The organism is Desulfobaculum sp. (assembly GCF_054921475.1).
In genome coordinates this window covers 1-18,267 of the sequence record NZ_JBUDSW010000037.1, presented here as the reverse complement: position 1 = coordinate 18,267, position 18,267 = coordinate 1, and the positions used below count along the sequence as shown (strand labels likewise).

At 63.1% G+C, this 18,267-nt stretch carries 14 protein-coding genes; 10 read left to right on the top strand and 4 right to left on the bottom strand.

Translation table 11 applies throughout. The features are described from left to right. Positions 1–84: 84 nt before the first annotated feature. A complete protein-coding gene (locus ACY69P_RS03940) occupies positions 85–1,239 on the top strand; it encodes an AI-2E family transporter (protein ID WP_462326646.1) in 1,155 nt (384 codons plus the stop codon). Between the two features lie 56 nt (positions 1,240–1,295). Then, complete coding sequence (locus ACY69P_RS03935) at positions 1,296–2,534, top strand: glycosyltransferase (RefSeq protein WP_462326645.1); 1,239 nt, start codon at positions 1,296–1,298, stop codon at positions 2,532–2,534. An 84-nt stretch (positions 2,535–2,618) separates the two neighbouring features. Here ACY69P_RS03935 and ACY69P_RS03930 read toward each other — a convergent pair whose 3' ends face one another. Both ACY69P_RS03930 and ACY69P_RS03925 read right to left on the bottom strand, forming a co-directional pair. Then, a complete protein-coding gene (locus tag ACY69P_RS03930; RefSeq protein ID WP_459897929.1) occupies positions 2,619–4,385 on the bottom strand; it encodes an SLC13 family permease in 1,767 nt (588 codons plus the stop codon). A gap of 293 nt (positions 4,386–4,678) precedes the next feature. Next, the gene (locus ACY69P_RS03925) at positions 4,679–5,272 is read right to left on the bottom strand and encodes a VOC family protein (RefSeq protein WP_462326644.1); all 594 of its coding nucleotides are present in this window, start codon (positions 5,270–5,272) and stop codon (positions 4,679–4,681) included. Between the two features lie 204 nt (positions 5,273–5,476). On the opposite strand from ACY69P_RS03925, the gene rdgC reads away from it, so the two are divergent. The 3 genes from rdgC (at position 5,477) to lgt (ending at position 7,514) form a co-directional block, all read left to right on the top strand. Beyond that, a complete protein-coding gene (rdgC, locus tag ACY69P_RS03920) occupies positions 5,477–6,091 on the top strand; it encodes a recombination-associated protein RdgC (protein WP_404845745.1) in 615 nt (204 codons plus the stop codon). A gap of 15 nt (positions 6,092–6,106) precedes the next feature. After that, on the top strand, positions 6,107–6,637 hold the full coding sequence (locus ACY69P_RS03915; protein ID WP_459897931.1) for a hypothetical protein: 531 nt from the start codon (positions 6,107–6,109) through the stop codon (positions 6,635–6,637). Positions 6,638–6,719: 82 nt separating this feature from the next. Beyond that, entirely contained in the window at positions 6,720–7,514 is a 795-nt protein-coding gene (gene lgt / locus ACY69P_RS03910) for a prolipoprotein diacylglyceryl transferase (protein WP_462326643.1), read from the top strand. An 87-nt stretch (positions 7,515–7,601) separates the two neighbouring features. Here lgt and tsaA read toward each other — a convergent pair whose 3' ends face one another. Both tsaA and thiL read right to left on the bottom strand, forming a co-directional pair. Further along, the gene (tsaA, locus tag ACY69P_RS03905; RefSeq protein ID WP_462326642.1) at positions 7,602–8,594 is read right to left on the bottom strand and encodes a tRNA (N6-threonylcarbamoyladenosine(37)-N6)-methyltransferase TrmO; all 993 of its coding nucleotides are present in this window, start codon (positions 8,592–8,594) and stop codon (positions 7,602–7,604) included. A gap of 11 nt (positions 8,595–8,605) precedes the next feature. Further along, positions 8,606–9,595 carry a thiamine-phosphate kinase gene (thiL, locus tag ACY69P_RS03900; RefSeq protein WP_462326641.1) on the bottom strand — a complete coding sequence of 330 codons (990 nt, stop codon included), beginning with the start codon at positions 9,593–9,595 and terminating at the stop codon, positions 8,606–8,608. 218 nt (positions 9,596–9,813) lie between these two features. Between thiL and ACY69P_RS03895 the strand changes: the two genes are divergently transcribed. From ACY69P_RS03895 to ACY69P_RS03875, 5 genes are all read left to right on the top strand, one after another. Further along, the gene (locus ACY69P_RS03895) at positions 9,814–11,154 is read left to right on the top strand and encodes a tetratricopeptide repeat protein (RefSeq protein ID WP_462326647.1); all 1,341 of its coding nucleotides are present in this window, start codon (positions 9,814–9,816) and stop codon (positions 11,152–11,154) included. 115 nt (positions 11,155–11,269) lie between these two features. Continuing rightward, positions 11,270–13,192: a 1,4-alpha-glucan branching protein GlgB gene (gene glgB / locus ACY69P_RS03890; protein WP_462326640.1), complete on the top strand. Its 1,923-nt coding sequence runs from the start codon at positions 11,270–11,272 to the stop codon at positions 13,190–13,192. 21 nt (positions 13,193–13,213) lie between these two features. Further along, positions 13,214–14,728 (top strand): 4-alpha-glucanotransferase, encoded by a 1,515-nt coding sequence (malQ, locus tag ACY69P_RS03885; RefSeq protein WP_462326639.1) that lies wholly within the window; start codon positions 13,214–13,216, stop codon positions 14,726–14,728. Between the two features lie 145 nt (positions 14,729–14,873). Then, a complete protein-coding gene (locus ACY69P_RS03880; RefSeq protein WP_462326638.1) occupies positions 14,874–16,199 on the top strand; it encodes a TolC family protein in 1,326 nt (441 codons plus the stop codon). Between the two features lie 422 nt (positions 16,200–16,621). Further along, positions 16,622–18,267, top strand: a 1,646-nt coding sequence (locus tag ACY69P_RS03875; RefSeq protein WP_462326637.1) for a Gfo/Idh/MocA family oxidoreductase, incomplete at its 3' end; no start/stop codon positions are given.

Below are 18,267 nucleotides of genomic sequence, written 5' to 3'. Positions count from 1 at the left end.
GGCTTTTCCGTCATCATACAATCAATCTGGAGCCGCTCCGCTTGGGCGGTCCATTGGCGGAGGCCTCTTCCGCCGGAGGACGATATGACGCAGGACTCTCGGCCCGGGATTTCATGGCCCGCGCCTCGGGGCAGCCGCTACTATTCGCTGTTCCTGTTCACCCTCATCCTTTTTGCCCTGTATCTGGCGTACAGGGTATTTAGCCCATTTCTTCATCCCATCATTTTTTCCGGTGTGTTGGCGGCCATTTGTACGCCCATGTTCACCCGCATCTCCAGCCGCCTTGGCGGGCACGAAAATGTCGCCGCGGGCAGTGTGGTGTTGCTGGTGACGGTGTGCGTGTTCATCCCCGCGTTCTTTTTTCTGACGGGGCTGGCCACGCAGGGCGCGCAGTCCATTGCCGCTGTGACCGATTGGATACGCCATACGGACTTTGACGCGCTGTTGGGGCAAAGCCGCTTTGACGCCGTGAGCGCGTGGCTGAGCGACAAGCTCCCCTACATCCATCTGGAGGACATCGACATCCAGTCCGGCCTGCTGCGCTTTTCGCGGCAGGTGGGCGAGACATCCATCCAGCTGGGCACGGGCCTGCTGACGGACGCGTTCAGCGTGCTGCTGGACTTTTTCATCATGCTGTTCATCCTGTTCTTTTTGTTGCGTGATGGACGGCGCATTGTCGCGACGGTGAAGTACCTCTCCCCCCTGCGCGAGGAGCAGGAGGACTCCATCATCTACAGCCTGCGCCGCGTGTCGCGCTCCGTGCTGGTGGGCGGCCTGCTGGTGGCGATGCTGCAGGGGCTGGCCGGCGGCGTGGGCCTAGCGGCTGTGGATATTCCCGCGCTGTTTTGGGGCACGATGATGGGCTTTTCCTCGCTCATCCCGGTGCTGGGCACGGGCCTTGTGTGGGTGCCGGCCTCGGGATACCTGCTCATTGTGGGCAAGTGGAAGGCCGCCGTGTTCTTGATGCTGTGGTGCGGGCTGCTGGTGACCAGCATTGACACGTTCCTGCGTCCGTACTTTATGCGCGGGGCGTCGGGGATGCCGCTGATTTATATTTTCCTTTCCGTCATTGGCGGGCTTCAGGCCTTTGGCCCGCCTGGGCTCTTGTATGGCCCGCTTATCCTCTCCTTTGCCATGGTGATGCTGCGCATCTACGGCGAGGAGTACCGGGACGTGCTGATGGAAAAGGAATTCATTGGCCCAAAGCCCGAGGATTCCACCACGACACACGACGACTAAACAGCGCGCCGCACCGGCAGGACCGGGGCGGCGCGTTTTTTCTGGCAGGAGGCGCTGTGAAGGTTGTGCATATCATCACCGGACTCGGCGTTGGCGGGGCGGAAACCAGCCTTGCCCGTCTGGCCCCGCGCCTTGCGCGGCGCGGGGTGGTGCAGCAGGTGGTGAGTCTGCTGCCGCCCGGTCCCCTTGCCGCGCCCCTTGAGGCGGCGGGCGTTCCTGTCGCCAGCTTGCATCTGCGGCGTGGTGTGCCATCGCCAGCGGCGCTGTGGCGGCTTGTCCGGCTGCTGCGGCGCGAGAACCCGGACGTGGTGCAGACGTGGCTCTACCACGCGGACCTGCTGGGCCTTGTGGCCGCAGGCCTTGCGCGCCGGGGGCGGGTGGTGTGGAACATCCGCTGCGCGGACATGGACCTGTCGCGCTACGCCCGGACCACGGCGTGGACTGTGGCGGCCTGCGCGCGGCTGTCCGGCCGCCCTGCCGCCGTGGTGACCAATTCCGGACGCGCCGCGTGGTACCACACGCACAAGCTGGGCTATCGCCCGCGCCGCGTTGAGGTCATCCCTAACGGGTTTGACGGCGAGGTCTTCCGCCCCGAGTCGCCCCCAACCCCTCTCCCCAGCCATCCGTCAGAGCATTCCCCGGAGCACCCCCTAGGTCAGCCCCAAAACGGCCATCCGGAGACGCCGCAGGACCACGGCCCCGCACCGGGCGCGCGGCGTCAGCGGAAGGCGTGGGGCATTGCGCCGGAGGCGTTCGTCATCGGCATGGCCGCACGCTTTGACCCCATGAAGGGGCACGATGTTCTTGCGCAGGCGCTGGGGCGCCTTGGGCCGGAGTCCGGCGTGGTATGTGTGCTGTGCGGCGAGGGGATGGAGGCGTCGAACTCAGAGCTTGCGGCCCTGCTAGGCAGCGCAGGTGCATCGGGCATGGTGCGCCTTGTGGGGCGGCAGGAGGATATGCCGGGCTTTTATACGGCGCTGGATGTGGCGGTGACGGCCTCGCATACCGAGAGCTTTCCCAATGCCGTGGGCGAGGCCATGGCCTGCGGCGTGCCCTGTGTGGTGACCGATGTTGGCGATGCGGCGGAGATTGTGGCGGATACAGGGCTGGTGGTGCCCCCCGGTGCGCCGGACGAACTGGCCCGCGCCATCCTCGCCATGCGCGACATGCCACGGCAGGAGCGCCAGCGCCGGGGAGCCGTGGCGCGCGAGCGCGTCCTCCTCTGCTACGGCGTGGACGTGATGACCGAAAAGTACATGCGCCTGTACCAGAGCCTTGTGGCTCCTGAGGGCTGACGGTGTCTCCGTCTTTGGACGGCCTTTCCCCGCTCCTTGGGCGCCGTCACCGCAAGCGTTGACCATTGAGCGGCTGGAGGAGGGCTAGAAGGGCCAAAACGTTGGAATGAACAAGGCGGCCCCGCCGCAGGAGATGATGACCATGGGCAGGCCGAGGCGGAGAAAGTCCAAAAAGGTGTAGCCGCCGGGACCGTAGACGATGAGGTTGGTCTGATAGCCGATGGGCGTGGCGAAACAGGCCGACGCGCCAAAGGCGATGCCGATGATGAATGGCCGGGCGTCCACCCCAAGGGATGCGGCCGTGGCGATGCCCACCGGAACGAGAAGGACAGCCGTGGAGTTGTTGGACAGAAAGTGGGAAAGAAGACTGGTCAGCACAATAAATCCGGCCAGAATCACCTGCGGGCTTGCCCCGCCGAACAGCCCGAGAAAGGCCTTGGCGTACACCATATCCGCGCCGGATGTCTGCATGGCTAGCCCAAGGGCGATTGTGCCGATGATGAGCATAAGGATTTTGACGTCCACCGCCCTGTAGGCCTCCTTAAGGCTCAGGCAGCCTGTCAGGATCATGGCGAAGGCTCCGGCAAAAGCGCCGGTGAGGATGTTGGCCAGCCCGGAGACCACGGCAGCAATCATCAGCACAAAGATGCCAATGGCAAGGGGCGCTCGGCGGCGGTTGACAATGTCTTTGACCACATTGTCGTTGAGAACGATGAAGTTTTCTTCCTTGCGGATGCGGTCCAATGCGTGGGGTTTGAGTTGGACCAAAATAACGTCGCCCACCCGCAGTTTCATGGAGTGGGCCTTTGTCCAGGAGTAATGGGAGTGGCGCCGCAGCAAGCCGATGATGCAGTTTTCCTGATCGTCGGCCAGAAAGAGGTCGTCCAGCGTGACACCGCGGGCGTCGGAGCCTGACGGGACAAGCAGTTCCACGAGTTGGGTGTCGCTGAGGTGGGGGCACGCGAAACCGGGGTTGCCGGCATCCTCGCTGTTTAAAATGGACGTCAGGTCGTCGGCCGAGCCTTTTGCCAGAATGCGGTCGTCGGCCTGCAGCACCACGTTGTCAGTCTTGACGTCGTAGATTTCCTCGCCGCGGAACACCTCGTATATTGTGAGGGATTCATATTTTTGTGGCATGCCCTGCGCCGGGTTGATGCCCACGAGGCTACTGTCCGGATAGACCGTGAGCTCCGACAAATACAGGTCGGCCGCCGAGTTTTCGTGCGAAAAGGGGAAGGCGTGTTCCGGGAGGAGGACGTCGGCAAAAAAATACATGAACACCGCGCCGCAAATGGCAATGGGCACGCCCAGTACCGAGAGCTCAAACATGCCGATGGGCTTGGCCCCCAAGCTGAACGCCGTATCACTCACCAAAATGTTGGTCGAGGTGCCGATGAGCGTACAGGTGCCCGCCAGAATGGAGATGTAGGACAGCGGGATAAGCAGCTTGGACGGCGCGAACCCGAACCGGCTGCACGCGGCCATGATGATGGACATAAACAGGATGACCACAGGGGTGTTGTTGAGGAAGGCCGACAAGGTGCCCACCAGCAGCAAGCTGACAAGAAGCAGCCGCTTGCGGCTGCCCGCTGTAAATTTAATGGTGGTTCTGGTGATGAAGTTCAGAGCGCCTGTGCGGACGAGCCCACGGCTGACCACAAAGAGCGCCCCCACCGCAAGGGGAGCCGGATTGGCAAAGCCGGATACGGCCTGAACCGGGGTAAGCTGACCGGCCACCATCAATACGACGACAAGGCCCAGACCGGTCAGGTCGACCGGGAGCTTCTCGGTGACCAGCAAAACGATGGCAATCACCAGAATGGAGCTGACGACAATGATGTCTGGAGTCATGTGAGATCCTTTGGGATGCTGTCACACTGGTTCTCGTATTGTTCCAGAATCAGGAAGCCATGCAGAAAAGTCAAGATGATGTGCGGGCGACAGTGCTCCATCCTCATGGCGCCCTAGCGGAAGACGTGCGATGACGTTCCCGTGCTTTTTTCGCTGGCTCGAAAGGTGATTGCCCACGGTCGATACGCGCCACTGTGCGCCACTGTGGTGTGGCGCAAACGCCAGCGGCGCGCCCGTGATAAGAAGCGGCCAAGGCGCCCGTGCCGGAATGTTCCGGCGCCCGGAGCGGCGGCCTACTTCCGCCACTTGTTGCGGTGCGGCTCCTGCAATTCCTGCCCCTCGCCGGGGTATTCGGCGCGTTGGTCCTGCGGGGTGGGCACGGGGCGCGGCCAGTGCCCGGGCTGCGGCTCCGGGCCTTCCAGCGCCACATCCGAGGGGCGCGAATCCGCAAGGGCGGGGTGCGTGCGCGGGTCTGCATCTGCAACGGGCAGGGAGAATTCAATGGGGATGCCGTTGGGGTCGAAGCAGTACACGGACTTGATGAACCCGTGGTCCACAACCTCCGAAGGCATGCAGCCCATGGCGTCCAGCTTGTCCTTGACCTCCCACAGGTCCTCTATGGTTGCCACGCCAAAGGAGACATGGTCGAAGATAAAAGGGCCCTTGACGGGGTAGCCGTGGTCCTTTTCGGCGACGGGTTTGGTCTCCGGCCACTCGAAAAAGGCAATCATGTCGTCATCGGAAATTTGGAAAAAGTAGTGCCGGTAGCCCGGATGCCCCAGCCCCGCGACAAGGCGCATGCCAAGCAGGTCGCGCCAGAAGCGGATGGTGGCGTCCATGTCGCCGGTGGCCATGGCGAGGTGATTGATGCCGGTGTATGTGGGCATGGCGTCCTCCGGTGGTGCGCAGTTGCGGTGTCGGAAAATGGAGCGTTCGGGACGCTTTGGCTGGAGCATACCTGACGCCGCGCGCCGCTTCAACAGCCCGGAGGAAGCGGGTTACCCCTTGCCCCCGATGGCGGTGGGCGTTATCAAGTGCCCTTGATGTTCGGCGGCATGCGCCGCTGCCCCTACAGCGATAAGGAGAACACAGTGGGATTTATATCCGCCAGTGCGACGTTTACGCGATACCGCCTTCTTGAGGAGGTGCCGGAGTCTCTGTGGGCAGAGATACCGGACCGCCTGAAGCGCAACGCGTTTATGGACATAGACGATACCGCCGACGAGCGGTCTTTTGGTTGGGTGTGCTTTGACGATATGCTCGATACCCAGTGGGCCACAGCGCCGCCGGAAAAGGGCCATTATCTGACCTTTGGCCTGCGCCTCGACACCCGCCGCATGAGCGCGGCCGTGGTGAAAAAGCACTTCCAGATTGCGCTCAATCAGGAGATGGACCGCATCCGCGAGCAGGGCAAAAAGTTCGTCTCGCGCGACAGGAAGAAGGAGCTCAAGGAGCAGGTCACCCTGCGCCTTCGCGCCCGTACACTGCCGGTGCCCGCGCAGTTTGACGTGGTGTGGAACATTCAGGACAACATTGTCTACCTCGCGTCCACGCAGTCCAAGCTGCGCAGCCTGTTCGAGGATATGTTCACCCTGACCTTCGACCTGCATCTGGAACCGCTGACGCCGTACTACAAGGCCGTTGAGCTCCTCGGCGAGGACAGGGCCAAGGCGTTGGATGACATCGAAGCCGAGCACTTCGCCTAGCCAAAGGACAAGCATATGGAAGACGCATATCTCGGACAGGCCAAGGATATCGTCCTTGGTCAGGATTTTCTGACGTGGCTCTGGTACAAGAGCGAAGCCACCGGCGGCATCTTCACCATGCCGGACGGTGAGAACTTTGCCCTGTTCATGGAACAGCGCATCTCCGTGCAGGGCGGCGAAGGGGACTCCAAGGAGACCACCTCCGTCACCGGCCTGATGAGCGAAATGCGCGAGGCCAAGCTCGGCCTTGCCATGGGCAAAAAGGTCACCAAGGCCCAGTTCCGCGTGGAGGTTGACTCCGACGCGTGGCAGTTCACCATCAAGGCCGAAGACTTCGCCTTCAACGGATTCAAAACCCCCAAGGTGGACACCAAGCGCGATGATGACGACGACCCAGATGGCATCTTCCTTGAGAAGATGTACCTCATCGAACGCGGGCTGTCCTTTGTGGACCACCTGTACTTTGAGTTCCTGAAGCTGCGCATGTCCTCCGAGTGGGAGGAGGAGCGCATGAGCGTTGGCGTGTGGCTGAGCAAGCAGTCCTAACGCGGGGCGATGCAGCGCGGCGGCCCCTCGGGAGAGACCGGCGCGTGGTGCTTTTCGTCCTCTCCCGGCTGAGGAGCCGTACATGATCACCTATCCGCATATTGACCCTGTGGCGCTGCACCTTGGTCCGCTGTCCGTGCGGTGGTACGGGCTGATGTATCTGGTGGGCTTTTGCGCCGCGTGGGGGCTGGGGCGTTTTCGCGCCTCGCGCCCCGGGTCCGGCTGGACCGGCGAAGAGGTGGACGACCTCATCGCGTGGGGCATGCTCGGGGTCATCCTTGGCGCGCGCCTTGGGTACATCCTGTTCTACGACTTCGGCGTCTACCTCGACCACCCTCTGGAGATGCTCAAGATCTGGAAGGGCGGGATGTCCTTCCATGGCGGGCTGGTGGGCGTTTTGGCCTGCGTGTTTATCTTTGCCCGCAGAACCGGGAAGACCTTTTTTCAGGTCACGGACTTCATCGCCCCCTTTGTGCCCATTGGCCTGTGCGCCGGGCGCATCGGCAACTTTATCAATGGCGAGTTGTGGGGCCGCGTCAGCGACGTGCCGTGGGCAATGATTTTCCCCGGCTACGAGGCCGGACCCTTCCCCCGCCATCCCTCACAGCTGTACGAGGCCGCCCTTGAGGGCGTTGTGCTTTTTATTGTGCTGTTTTGGTTCTCGTCCCGGCCGCGTCCGCGCCGTGCGGTCTCCGGGCTGTTCGCCCTTGGGTACGCAAGCGCGCGTATTTTCGTGGAGTTTTTCCGCGAGCCGGACGCGCAGCTTGGCTTCCTGTTTGGCGGCTGGCTGACCATGGGCATGCTGCTTTCCCTGCCCCTTGGTCTGCTGGGCATATGGCTCATCTGGAGCGCTTATCGGGGCGGGACCCCGCGCTAGCGGGACTGACCTGTTGACGAAAGAACAAGCCCCCGGCGAGATGCTCGCCGGGGGCTTGTTGCGTGCAGTGGGTGGGCGTTTGGGGCGCTACTTCGCGCCGCCAGCCAGCAGGGCAAGGCGGGCGAGGGTGTCGATTTCCTCATTCAGGGCCAGAGCGTGGGTGAGGTCGCTGCCCCACGTGACTAGGCCGTGGTTGGTCATGAAGATGGCCTTGTGCGTGCGCGCGGCGTCGCCCACGGCCACGCCAAGTTCCGGAGTTCCCGGCGGCATGGCGGCGACGGTGGTTAGCATCTCCTGATAGACGCCAGCTTCAAACAGCGGCAGGCCTGTGTCCACGTTGCCCTTGGCAATGCCGTAGGCGAGCAGGTGCGGCGGATGCGTGTGTACCACGGCGCGCGCCTCGGGCTGATTGCGGTAGATTTCTAGATGCACCGGCGCTTCGGTGGACGCCGCGCCAGCGCCGGTCACCTTGCCGGTGTCGAGGTCCAGCGTGGTCAGGTCGCCGGGGCGCAGAAAGCCCTTGGCCGAACCGGACCGGGTGATGACAACGCTCCCGCCGATGCGCACGGAAACGTTGCCGTTAAAGCCGGAGAGCAGTCCCCGCTCCCAGCCCGCGCGGCAGATGGCCTGCAGTTCGTGCCCAACGGCCGGGGTGATGCCGGAGCCCCAGTTTTCCCGCCCCGGCGTCTCGTTGGCGATGGGTTTGATGTCCACAATGGGGGTGCCGTCCAGCACTTCCAGCCGGTCCACGGTGAGGGTCAGGCCGTCAATGGCCAGCAGCCGGACATGGTGCAGGCCAATGGGGTTTGGCCTGTCGGGGGAGCGGGTGTTGAAGACGCCCTTCTTGGGAATGTCGCGGTTGCCGCGCGGGTGCACCTTGAGCACGCGGCGTGTGGACTGGTGCAGCCATGTAAAGAGCAACAGGTCCTGCCCCGGAGTGAGGGTGGACAGCCCCTCGGCATACTCTGGCGTAATGATAACCTGCGCCTGCGGCGCGCCCTCGGAATACTGCTTGGGGCAGGAGGAGAGGTCCTTGAGCGGGGACGAGATGGTGCCGATGATGGAAAGCGTGGTGTCCATGGCGCGTATCCTTAGGATGAGGTGGCGAAATGGTCGAAACCGGCGTGGCCAAAGGGCGTCTGCCCAAGGAAGAGGCCCGGGGATTCGGTGACGGTACCGATGATGGCGGCGTCCGGTACGGCCTGCGTCAGGGCCGGGACCTGCTCCGGGGCCACGGCGCCAAGCAGGGCGTAGTCCTCGCCGCCGAGGATGGCGAATTCTTCCGGCAACAGGCCTTCGCGCTGGCAATAGGCCGTGACGTCGCGGTGCAGGTGCTGCGGGGCAAGGGCAAGCCGCGCGCCGCGTTGCGGCCCGGTCAGCCGTGGCAGGTCGCGGGCAAGGCCGTCGGAAAGGTCCATGAGTGCGGTCACGCCCGGCAGTCCCGCAAGGGCCAGCCCCTCGGCCACGCGCGGGCGTGGGCGCAGGTGCGCGGCAACGGCGTCAGGGTAGCGCGCGGGCGCGTCGCCGGGGTCGGCCTCAAGGGCCAGCAGGCCCGCCCGGGCCAGACCAATGCCGCCGCTGATGAAGATGGCGTCGCCGGGGGCGCAGGTCTCGCGCGTGAGGATGCGCCCTGTGGGACCGGGGGCGCCCCATATGGTCACGGAAAAGCCGAGGCAGGGGCCTTTGGACAGGTCGCCGCCCGTGAGGGGGATGCTGTGCTCCTCGGCAAGGGCGCTCATGCCGGAGAAGAGGCCGTCCCAAAAGGGGGCCTCTAGGGCGGGGGACGCACTGTGCGGAATGATGAGGCCAAGGCTGAAGCCCTCGGGGCGGCAGCCCATGCCCGCGATGTCGGAAATGTTGACCGCAAGGGCCTTGTGCCCGATGTCCGCCGCGCTGAAGTAGCTGCGCCGGAAGTGGACATCCTCCAAAAAGAGGTCCGTGGTCATGACGGTTTCCGGGCCGTCCATGGTCAGGATGGCGCAGTCGTCACCGCGGCCAAGGCGCATGTGCGGATGCGCAGTGGGAAAATGGGCGTCTATCAGGTGCAGGAAATCCTGCTCGGAAGCTGGGGTTTTGGGCATTGGTCCTCATGTGTCCGGCACTGGCCGGGCTGGTGTAGCGTGTGCGCCGCAAGGGCCCAGAAACGATAGAACAAAAGGCCGCCAAAAGGAAGAAGCTCCCACAGCCGCGGTGGCTGGCGGAGAATCCCTTGCCGGAGGGCGGCACATCCGGCATACTCGGGGTTGACTCGGGGAGAGTGTCAACACACCAGAACACGGCGAGGAAGTGACGCGTGTCCATGAAAAATGCCATACGTATGAAGCAATACGAGCGTGCCATTGTTGACTTTGTGGCCAAAGAGGACGGCTGCTTTTTCATTCTGAGTCATGACAATACGTTCCTCAAGATGGTGCGGACCACCCTGAATAAGGAACTGGTCATCGGCACCGACCGCATCCGGACGCTGGCCGAGGAGTCGCAGGTCCTGCGCGAGCTCAAGACCCCGGCCTTCAAGGACAAGCGGGTGGTCCTGCTAGTGGAGCGGCTGCTCAATAACCGCAACACCCTGCCTTTTATCAAAGACCTCAAGACCCTGTTCCCGGAAATGTACATCGTTGTCCTCACCGCCGAGGTGGAGCGGCAGGTGCTCATCCTGCTGCACGAGATTGGCGTGGGCAACTTTATTACCAAGCCGGTGTCCATGGCGACCCTTATTGAGAAGATTGCCTTCACCATTAAGCCGCAGGGCAAGATTGGCCAGTATATCGACCGCGCCAAGGCCTATCTGGAAAAGGGCAAGTACGAGGAAGCCACAGCTATTGCCGACAAAATTTTGGAGATGAAGCCCGGCAGCGCCGCGGCGCTGATGATCAAGGGCGACGCCTTCAAGGCCACGGGCGACTTGGACGCCGCAGGCAGCGCCTACGAGGAAGCCCACGACGGCGCAACCTTGTATCTGGAGCCGCTCAAGAAGCTGGCGGAGCTATACAGGGAAAGTGGCGACATGGACAAGCAGCTGGAATACCTTGAAAAGCTGGACCGCCTGTCGCCGCTGAATGTGGAGCGAAAAATTGCCATGGGCGAAATCCACATGGAGTCCGGCAATGCCGAAAAGGCGACGGAGCTCTTTGAGCAGGCCGTGGAAAACGCCCGCAAGGAAGCCATGAGCATGATTGAAGAGGTCAAACGCTCCATCGCGGAAAAGTGCATCGAGAGCGCGCCCGACCTTTCCGAAAAATTCTTCCGCTCCATCCTCGACTCCAAGGCTGGCGGACTCAAAAAGTCCGACATTGAGACCTTCAACCGCCTTGGCATGGCGCTACGGCGGCAGGGCCGCTGGAAGGACGCCATCGGCGAGTACGAGCAGGCCCTCAAGGTCAATCCCAAGGACGAGAACCTCTACTTCAACGTCGCCATCGCCTACTCCGAAGGCCGGGACCATAAAAAGGCCGTGGAGAATGTGGAAAAGGCGCTGCAGCAGAATCCGGACCTGTGCCTGCTCTCCAGCGTGCTGTGTTTCAACATTGCGGTGATGTATTCCAACGCGGGCCAGCGCAGTAAGGCCATCACCTATCTGAAGAAGACGCTGGAAGTGGACCCCGACCATCAGGGAGCCAAAAAGCTGCTGTCCGCCATGTAGCCGGATGCGGGATGCCGGAAACGTCCGGGCGGATGCTTTACACACCGCCCCGGGCGTGTAGTATGCGAGAGGAGAGTCCGACCACGTAATCCGCATCCTCGGGGAGTAGTCGCACATGGCTTCAGCATCCACGGTTCGCTACGGCGTCAGCACATTTACCGACCACGATATCTATCTGTTCCGCGAGGGACGGCATTTTCGCCTTTACGAGAAGCTCGGCGCGCACGTCATGACCCATGACGGCGAGCCGGGCGTTCTTTTTGCCGTCTGGGCGCCAAACGCCACCAGCGTGTCCGTCATTGGCACCTTTAACGACTGGGACCCCACGGCGCATTATCTGTCCGCCCGGCACGACAGCTCCGGCATTTGGGAAGGATTCATCCCCGGCGCCGCCGAAGGGGCGCTGTACAAGTACCACATCCGCTCCGCGGCCGGAGGCGGCTTTGAGGGCAACAAGAGCGACCCCTTTGCCCTGCACGGCGAAGCCCCGCCCCAGTCCGCGTCCATTGTCCGTGACCTTGATTACGGCTGGAGCGATGGCGAGTGGATGACAGGACGCGGCGCGCGCAACGCGCTGGACGCGCCCATGTCTGTGTATGAGGTGCACCTTGGCTCGTGGATGCGCTCCGAGGAGGGCTACACCCTCAACTACACCGACCTCGCCCGCGACCTGCCCGGCTACGTCCGTGACCTTGGCTTCACCCATGTGGAATTTTTGCCGGTGATGGAGCATCCGTTTTTCGGATCGTGGGGCTATCAGACGACGGGGTATTTTTGTCCGTCGTCGCGCCTTGGCTCGCCGCAGGAATTCATGGACCTTGTCAATGCCCTGCACCGCGAGGGTATTGGCGTTATTCTCGACTGGGTTCCTTCGCACTTTCCCGGCGATGAGCATGGGCTGTTCCGCTTTGACGGGACGCATCTGTACGAGCATGCCGACCCCCGGCAGGGCTTTCACCCGGATTGGGATTCGTACATTTTTAATTTGGGCCGCTATGAGGTGTGCTCGTTTCTCATCTCCAGCGCGCTGTTTTGGCTGGAACGCTATCACATTGACGGCCTGCGCGTGGACGCCGTGGCCTCCATGCTCTACCTCGACTACTCGCGCAAGGGCGGGGAGTGGATGCCGAACAAGTACGGCGGCAATGAAAACATTGAGTCCATCGAGTTTTTGCGCGCCCTGAACGAGACGGTCTACCGCGAGTATCCGGACGTGCAGACCATTGCCGAGGAGTCCACATCGTGGCCCATGGTGTCGCGGCCCGCATACCTTGGCGGCCTTGGCTTCGGCATGAAGTGGAACATGGGCTGGATGCACGACACGCTGGAGTATTTCAGCCATGACCCGGTGTACCGCAAATACCATCATGACAAGCTGACTTTTAACCTGTGGTACGCCTTTACCGAAAATTTCATGTTGCCCCTGTCCCATGACGAGGTGGTGCACGGCAAAGGCTCGCTGTATGGCAAAATGCCCGGGGACGATTGGCAAAAGCGCGCGGAGCTGCGGCTTTTGTACGCCTACATGTACGCCATGCCGGGCAAGAAGTTGTTGTTCATGGGGGCGGAGATTGGCCAGCACGGCGAATGGAGCCACGATGGACAGGTGCAGTGGGACCTGCTCCAAACCGAGGGCGGCGCGGGCCTGCACCGCTTTATACAGGACCTCAACCGCGTGATGGTCGAGACCCCGGCTCTGTACGAGCGCGACTTTTCGCCCGAAGGCTTCGAGTGGGTGGACTTTCACGATGCGGAGTCCAGCATTATCTCCTTCCTGCGTAAGGACGGCGCAGGACGCCCGGTGCTGGCGGTGTTCAATTTCACCCCGGTCCCGCGCGAGGGTTACGCCGTTGGCGTGCCCAGCGGCGGCTACTGGCAGGAGCTCCTCAACAGCGACGCCGAGTGGTACGGCGGCAGCGGGTGGGGGAATTATGGCGGGTTGCCGACGCAAAATGTGGTGTCCCATGGCCGGCCCCAGAGCCTGTGCATCAATCTGCCGCCCCTTGGCATGGTGCTCTTTCGTCCGTTGGATGAGTAGATGCGGTAAGGAGACTGCGCGATGATGGAGCAGATGAAACAGCGCGGAAGCGGCGTGCTTTTGCACGTGACGTCCTTGCCGTCGTCCTACGGCATTGGCGATATGGGCTCCGGCGCGCGGGCGTTCATCAACTTTCTGGCGCAGGCGGGGCAGCGCTATTGGCAGATTTTGCCCCTGACGCCGACATCAACCTTCCTTGGCAATTCGCCGTATTCCAGCTTCTCCGCCTTTGCGGGCAACCCGTTGTTCATCAGCCCCGAGCGCCTTGCGGCGGACGGGTGGGTGCGGCTGGCGGACATCCAGCAGGGCGCCAGACCCACCTTGGAACGCGTGGACTACGAGGCCGCGGAGGCCTTGAAGCGGCGGCTTCTTGATGTGGCGTGGGAGCGCTCCAAGGATGCGCTGGACGAGGACGCCGGGTTTGCGGCCTTTGTGCGGCGGCACGGGGAGGCGTGGCTGAACGCCTTTGCGGCATTTTGCGTCCTGAAGGAGCGCTTTGGCGGTGCGGCGTGGAATACGTGGCCCCGCGAGTACCGCGACCGCGAGGGGGACGCCCTGCGCGCCCTGCGCGCCGAGGCCGGGGCGGCCCTGCGCAAGGTGTGCTTTGAGCAGTATGTGTTCTTTTCGCAGTGGGAGGCCCTGCGGGAGTATTGCCGGGACAAGGGCGTGTCCATCATCGGCGATCTGCCGTTCTATCCCACCTACGACTCCGCCGACGTGTGGGAGCACCGCGATATTTTTCAGTTGGACGGGCGGGGCGATCCGCTCAAGGTGGCGGGGGTGCCGCCGGATTATTTCAGCGAAACCGGGCAGCGCTGGGGCAACCCGGTGTACGACTGGGGCGTGCTGATGCGCAGCGGCTACGCGTGGTGGGTGGAGCGCATCCGCCATAACCTGCTGCTGGCGGACATTGTGCGGCTGGACCACTTCCGGGCCTTTGCCGGGTACTGGGTGGTGCCGCCCGAGGAGGAAACCGCCATAAACGGGGAGTGGGAAACCGGCCCCGGCGACTCGTTCTTCTCTGTCCTGCGCGAGAGCCTGCATGACCTGCCCATCATTGCCGAGGACCTTGGCCTCATTACGCAGGACGTCATCGACCTGCGCCTTGCCTTTGATATGCCGGGCATGCGCGTCCTGCAATTTTCCTTTGGGCCGGACACAGGCGAAAGCGTGAACTCGCTCCATAACCACTGCGTGAACAGCGTGGCCTACACCGGCACCCATGATAACAACACCACCCTTGGCTGGTACGAGGACGACCTTGGGGACGAGGGGCGTGCGCGGCTTGGCGAATATGCCGGGCATCCCGTTGGCCCGCGTGATGTGGTGCGTCAGATGATGCGCCTTGCCCTGATGTCGCCCGCGCGCATTTGCATTATGCCCATGCAGGATGTCCTTGGCCTTGGCGGGGCGGCGCGCATGAATACCCCCTCCATGCCGCAGGGAAACTGGGGCTGGCGGGTGCCGCCACGGAAACTTTCGCCCCGCGCCGCCGATGAGCTGCGGCGCATGTGCACCCTGTATGGCAGATGCTGAGCCACACGCGCTGTGCAGTGGCCGGAAACCCGCCTGCACTATTGACTGTTCTGGGGTTTCGGGGCAATGTGCAGCCTTGATGCCGTGGGGGCATCTTTCCTTTTATGAGGGGAATGGTGGTAACAGGATACAAAGGACGATTCATATGAGAACGCCGAACCTGAAATTGACTTTCGCCCTTGTTATGGTCGCCCTTTTGGCGGCTGTTCCGGCAATGGCGGAAACCACCGTTTACAACATGGAACAGGCTGTCGAGCGCGCCTTGACGGCCAATCCCAGCGTCCAGTCGGCCATGCATTCACAGCAGGGCGCCGAAGAGGGACGCAAGTCCGCACGTGGGTCCTTTGGACCGTCCGTGTCCGGCAGCTACGGCTACACCAGCCGTGACCATGCCAAGCCCACCGAGGACAACCCGACCAGCGAGAAGGACCTCTTTTCCGCTGGCGTGACTGTGCATCAGGACCTGTTTACGGGCTGGAATATCCTGTCCACGTACCAGAAGGCCGCCCTGTCCAAGGACAAGGCCGACGCCACCCTGCGCAACGTGGAGCTCACCGTCACCGGACTGGTGCAGGAAAACTTCCTCAAGCTCCTTCAGGCGCGTGAAAATGTCCGCGCCGCCAAGGACTCCTTGGCCCGTTTGCAGGAACAGCTCAAGGTCACCACAGCCTTTTATGATGTGGGCCTCAAGCCCCGCCTGGACGTGCTGCAGGCCGAAGTGGACCTCGCCAAGGCTGAGGACGGCCTGATTGAAGCGCAGAACTTTGTTGCCACGCAGGAAGCGCGCCTCAATACGCTGCTGAATCTGCCGCTGGACGCCGATGTGGACTATGCGGGAACGCTCGACTACGTGCCGTTCTCCCTGTCCGTGGACGAGGTCATGAAGCGCGCCTACAAGGGCCGCCCGGATCTTGAAATTGCCGCCAAGAGTGTGGACATCGCCATCGAGGATGAGGACATCGTCAAGAGCGCCTTCTACCCGCAGGTGGGAGCCGACTTTAAGTGGACCTCCACCGGCGACGATATGGCCGCCTCCGGCAGTGACCTTATGGACACCGAATTCAGCGAGTGGTCCGTGGGCGTCAGCGCCAACTGGACCCTGTGGGAGTGGGGCAAGACCTACTACGCCGTCAAGCAGGCCAAGCAGAACGTTCGCAGCCTCATTGCCGAGGCCGAGAACACCAAGCAGGAAGCCACCTTTGACGTGAAGTCCAGCCACCTGAACATCCGCAAGGCCGCGGAAAGCATCAAGGTGAACCGCAAGGCCGTTGAGGCCGCGCAGGAAGGCTACCGCATGGCCGTAGCCCGCTATCAGGCGCAGGTGGGTACCAACACCGACGTGCTGGACGCGCAGGAGCGTTTGACCACCGCCGAGGCCGGACTCATCACCGCGCTGGCGGATTACCGCATTGCGCTGTCCAAGATGTTTGTAGCCATGGGCGAGCAAAACCCTGCCCTGCAAAGCTTCTAAGGCGTTACCAAGCCAATCAAGGCCGCAACCCACCGGGTTGCGGCCTTTTTCATGCGCAGGCAGCGGGGCGGATATGCCCGGCAGGAGCGGAATTGCGCGCAGTGCTGCGGCCCTGCCGCCGTGGTGGGCGCGCAGAAAGGGTTGACACGGCGCGCCACTGGCAGGAAGACAGACCGGTGCCGCAGTGTCTTTTTCGGTGTCTCCCTAGCGCTGGCAGTGCGCCGGCCCTCGCGGGCGCGGGTGATTTCTGTTAGGGTTTCCGGGGGACTGAGGCAGAGTGCTCTTTGATTTGTGCCCGGCGCATCTGGCGCGGGGCTGTCTGCCACCTCCCCCCGTTGTTGTGGAATCCTTCGCGCCGCGGATGCGGCGCGGCATCGACAGTGCGTGCGCCAGCGCCCCCAGCCGCTGGCAAAGGAGATGACATGAGCCACACGCCCCGCCATGGCGTCGCGGTTGTCGGGTCCGGCTATTGGGGACGCAACCTCGTCCGCAACTTCCACGCCCTTGGCGCGCTCAAGCGCATTTGCGATACGGACGCAGAGGTGCTGCGGCGGTTTCGGGAGCAGTATCCGGGCGTTCGGACCTGTATGTCCCTGACGGATGTGCTGGCGGACGACGGGGTACGGGGTGTGGTTATCGCCACGCCGGCGGAAAAGCATTTTACGCAGGCGCGCGAGGCACTTTTGTCCGGGCGGGACGTGTACGTGGAAAAGCCCCTTGCCCTTGCGGCGGCGGAGGGGCGCGAACTGGTCCGCCTGGCACAGGCCGAGGGCCGGGTGCTGATGGTGGGGCATCTGCTGCACTACCACCCTGCGTTTTTGGAGCTGACGCGGCTGGTGGATTCCGGCGAGCTTGGGCGCATCAACTACATGTACTCCCAGCGCCTGAATCTGGGCAAAATCCGGCGTGAAGAGAACTCCCTGTGGTCCTTTGCGCCGCACGATATTTCCATACTGCTGGCCCTTGCCGGCGAGACGCCGGAGCGCGTGCGCGCCGTTGGCGGCAACTATCTGCACCAGCGCATTGCAGACGTGACCGTGACGCATTTGGACTTTCCGTCCGGGCTCAAGGCGCACATCTTCGTCTCGTGGCTGCATCCCTTTAAGGAGCAACGGCTGGTGGTGGTGGGCGACCGCAAAATGGCCGTCCTTGACGACACACGTCCGTGGCCGGAAAAGCTGGCCACCTACGCCCACCGCATTGACTGGGAGGGGCATATGCCCATCCCCACCCGCGCGGATGCGACGTTTCATCCCGTGGCGGAGGACGAACCCCTGCGGCGCGAGTGCCAGCACTTTCTGGAGTGCATGGACGCGCGCAGCGCCCCGCGCACCGGCGGGGAAGAGGGCGTGCGGGTGCTTGACGTGCTTGGCGCGGCCCAGCGCTCCTTGGAGAGTGGCGGCGCGCCGCAGTGCGCCGCGTCTGCGCCTGCGGCGGAGCCTGACACTGCGCACGGCGGCGCGGCAGGCCAAGCGCCAGACGCAGGCCCCATGCCCGGCGTCAGCGTGCACGAGAGCGCGTACGTGGACGACGGCGCGCGCATCGGGCAGGGAACGAAAATTTGGCATTTTTCGCACATCATGCGAGGCTCGGACATCGGCCGCGACTGCCGCATTGGGCAAAGCGTGGTCATCGGGCCGGATGTGCGCATCGGTGACGGGTGCAAAGTGCAAAACAACGTCAGCATCTACAGCGGCGTCACGCTGGAGGATGGCGTGTTTTGTGGCCCGTCCATGGTGTTCACCAACGTCCGCAATCCGCGGTGCCACATACCGCGTATGCATGAAGCGCTGCCCACGCTGGTGCGCGCCGGGGCCACCCTTGGCGCCAACTGCACCATCGTCTGCGGGCACACCATTGGCCGCTACGCCTTTGTTGGCGCGGGCGCTGTGGTGACGAAGGATGTCCCGGACCATGCCCTTGTGCTGGGCAATCCGGCGCGGCGCACCGGGTGGATGTGCGCCTGCGGCGAACAACTTGACGATACCTTGACCTGCCCCGTTTGCGGCGCGCACCACGAGATGCGCGGCCCCGGGCTGGTCAGTCTGGACCAGACGAATCCCCGCGC

Coding starts and splice junctions, on each gene's coding strand:
- ACY69P_RS03940 (WP_462326646.1), top strand. CDS start 85: ATGACGCAGGACTCTCGGCCCGGGATTTCATGGCCCGCGCCTCGGGGC.
- ACY69P_RS03930 (WP_459897929.1), bottom strand. CDS start 4,385: ATGACTCCAGACATCATTGTCGTCAGCTCCATTCTGGTGATTGCCATC.
- ACY69P_RS03925 (WP_462326644.1), bottom strand. CDS start 5,272: ATGCCCACATACACCGGCATCAATCACCTCGCCATGGCCACCGGCGAC.
- ACY69P_RS03915 (WP_459897931.1), top strand. CDS start 6,107: ATGGAAGACGCATATCTCGGACAGGCCAAGGATATCGTCCTTGGTCAG.
- lgt (WP_462326643.1), top strand. CDS start 6,720: ATGATCACCTATCCGCATATTGACCCTGTGGCGCTGCACCTTGGTCCG.
- tsaA (WP_462326642.1), bottom strand. CDS start 8,594: ATGGACACCACGCTTTCCATCATCGGCACCATCTCGTCCCCGCTCAAG.
- thiL (WP_462326641.1), bottom strand. CDS start 9,595: ATGCCCAAAACCCCAGCTTCCGAGCAGGATTTCCTGCACCTGATAGAC.
- ACY69P_RS03895 (WP_462326647.1), top strand. CDS start 9,814: ATGAAAAATGCCATACGTATGAAGCAATACGAGCGTGCCATTGTTGAC.
- glgB (WP_462326640.1), top strand. CDS start 11,270: ATGGCTTCAGCATCCACGGTTCGCTACGGCGTCAGCACATTTACCGAC.
- malQ (WP_462326639.1), top strand. CDS start 13,214: ATGATGGAGCAGATGAAACAGCGCGGAAGCGGCGTGCTTTTGCACGTG.
- ACY69P_RS03880 (WP_462326638.1), top strand. CDS start 14,874: ATGAGAACGCCGAACCTGAAATTGACTTTCGCCCTTGTTATGGTCGCC.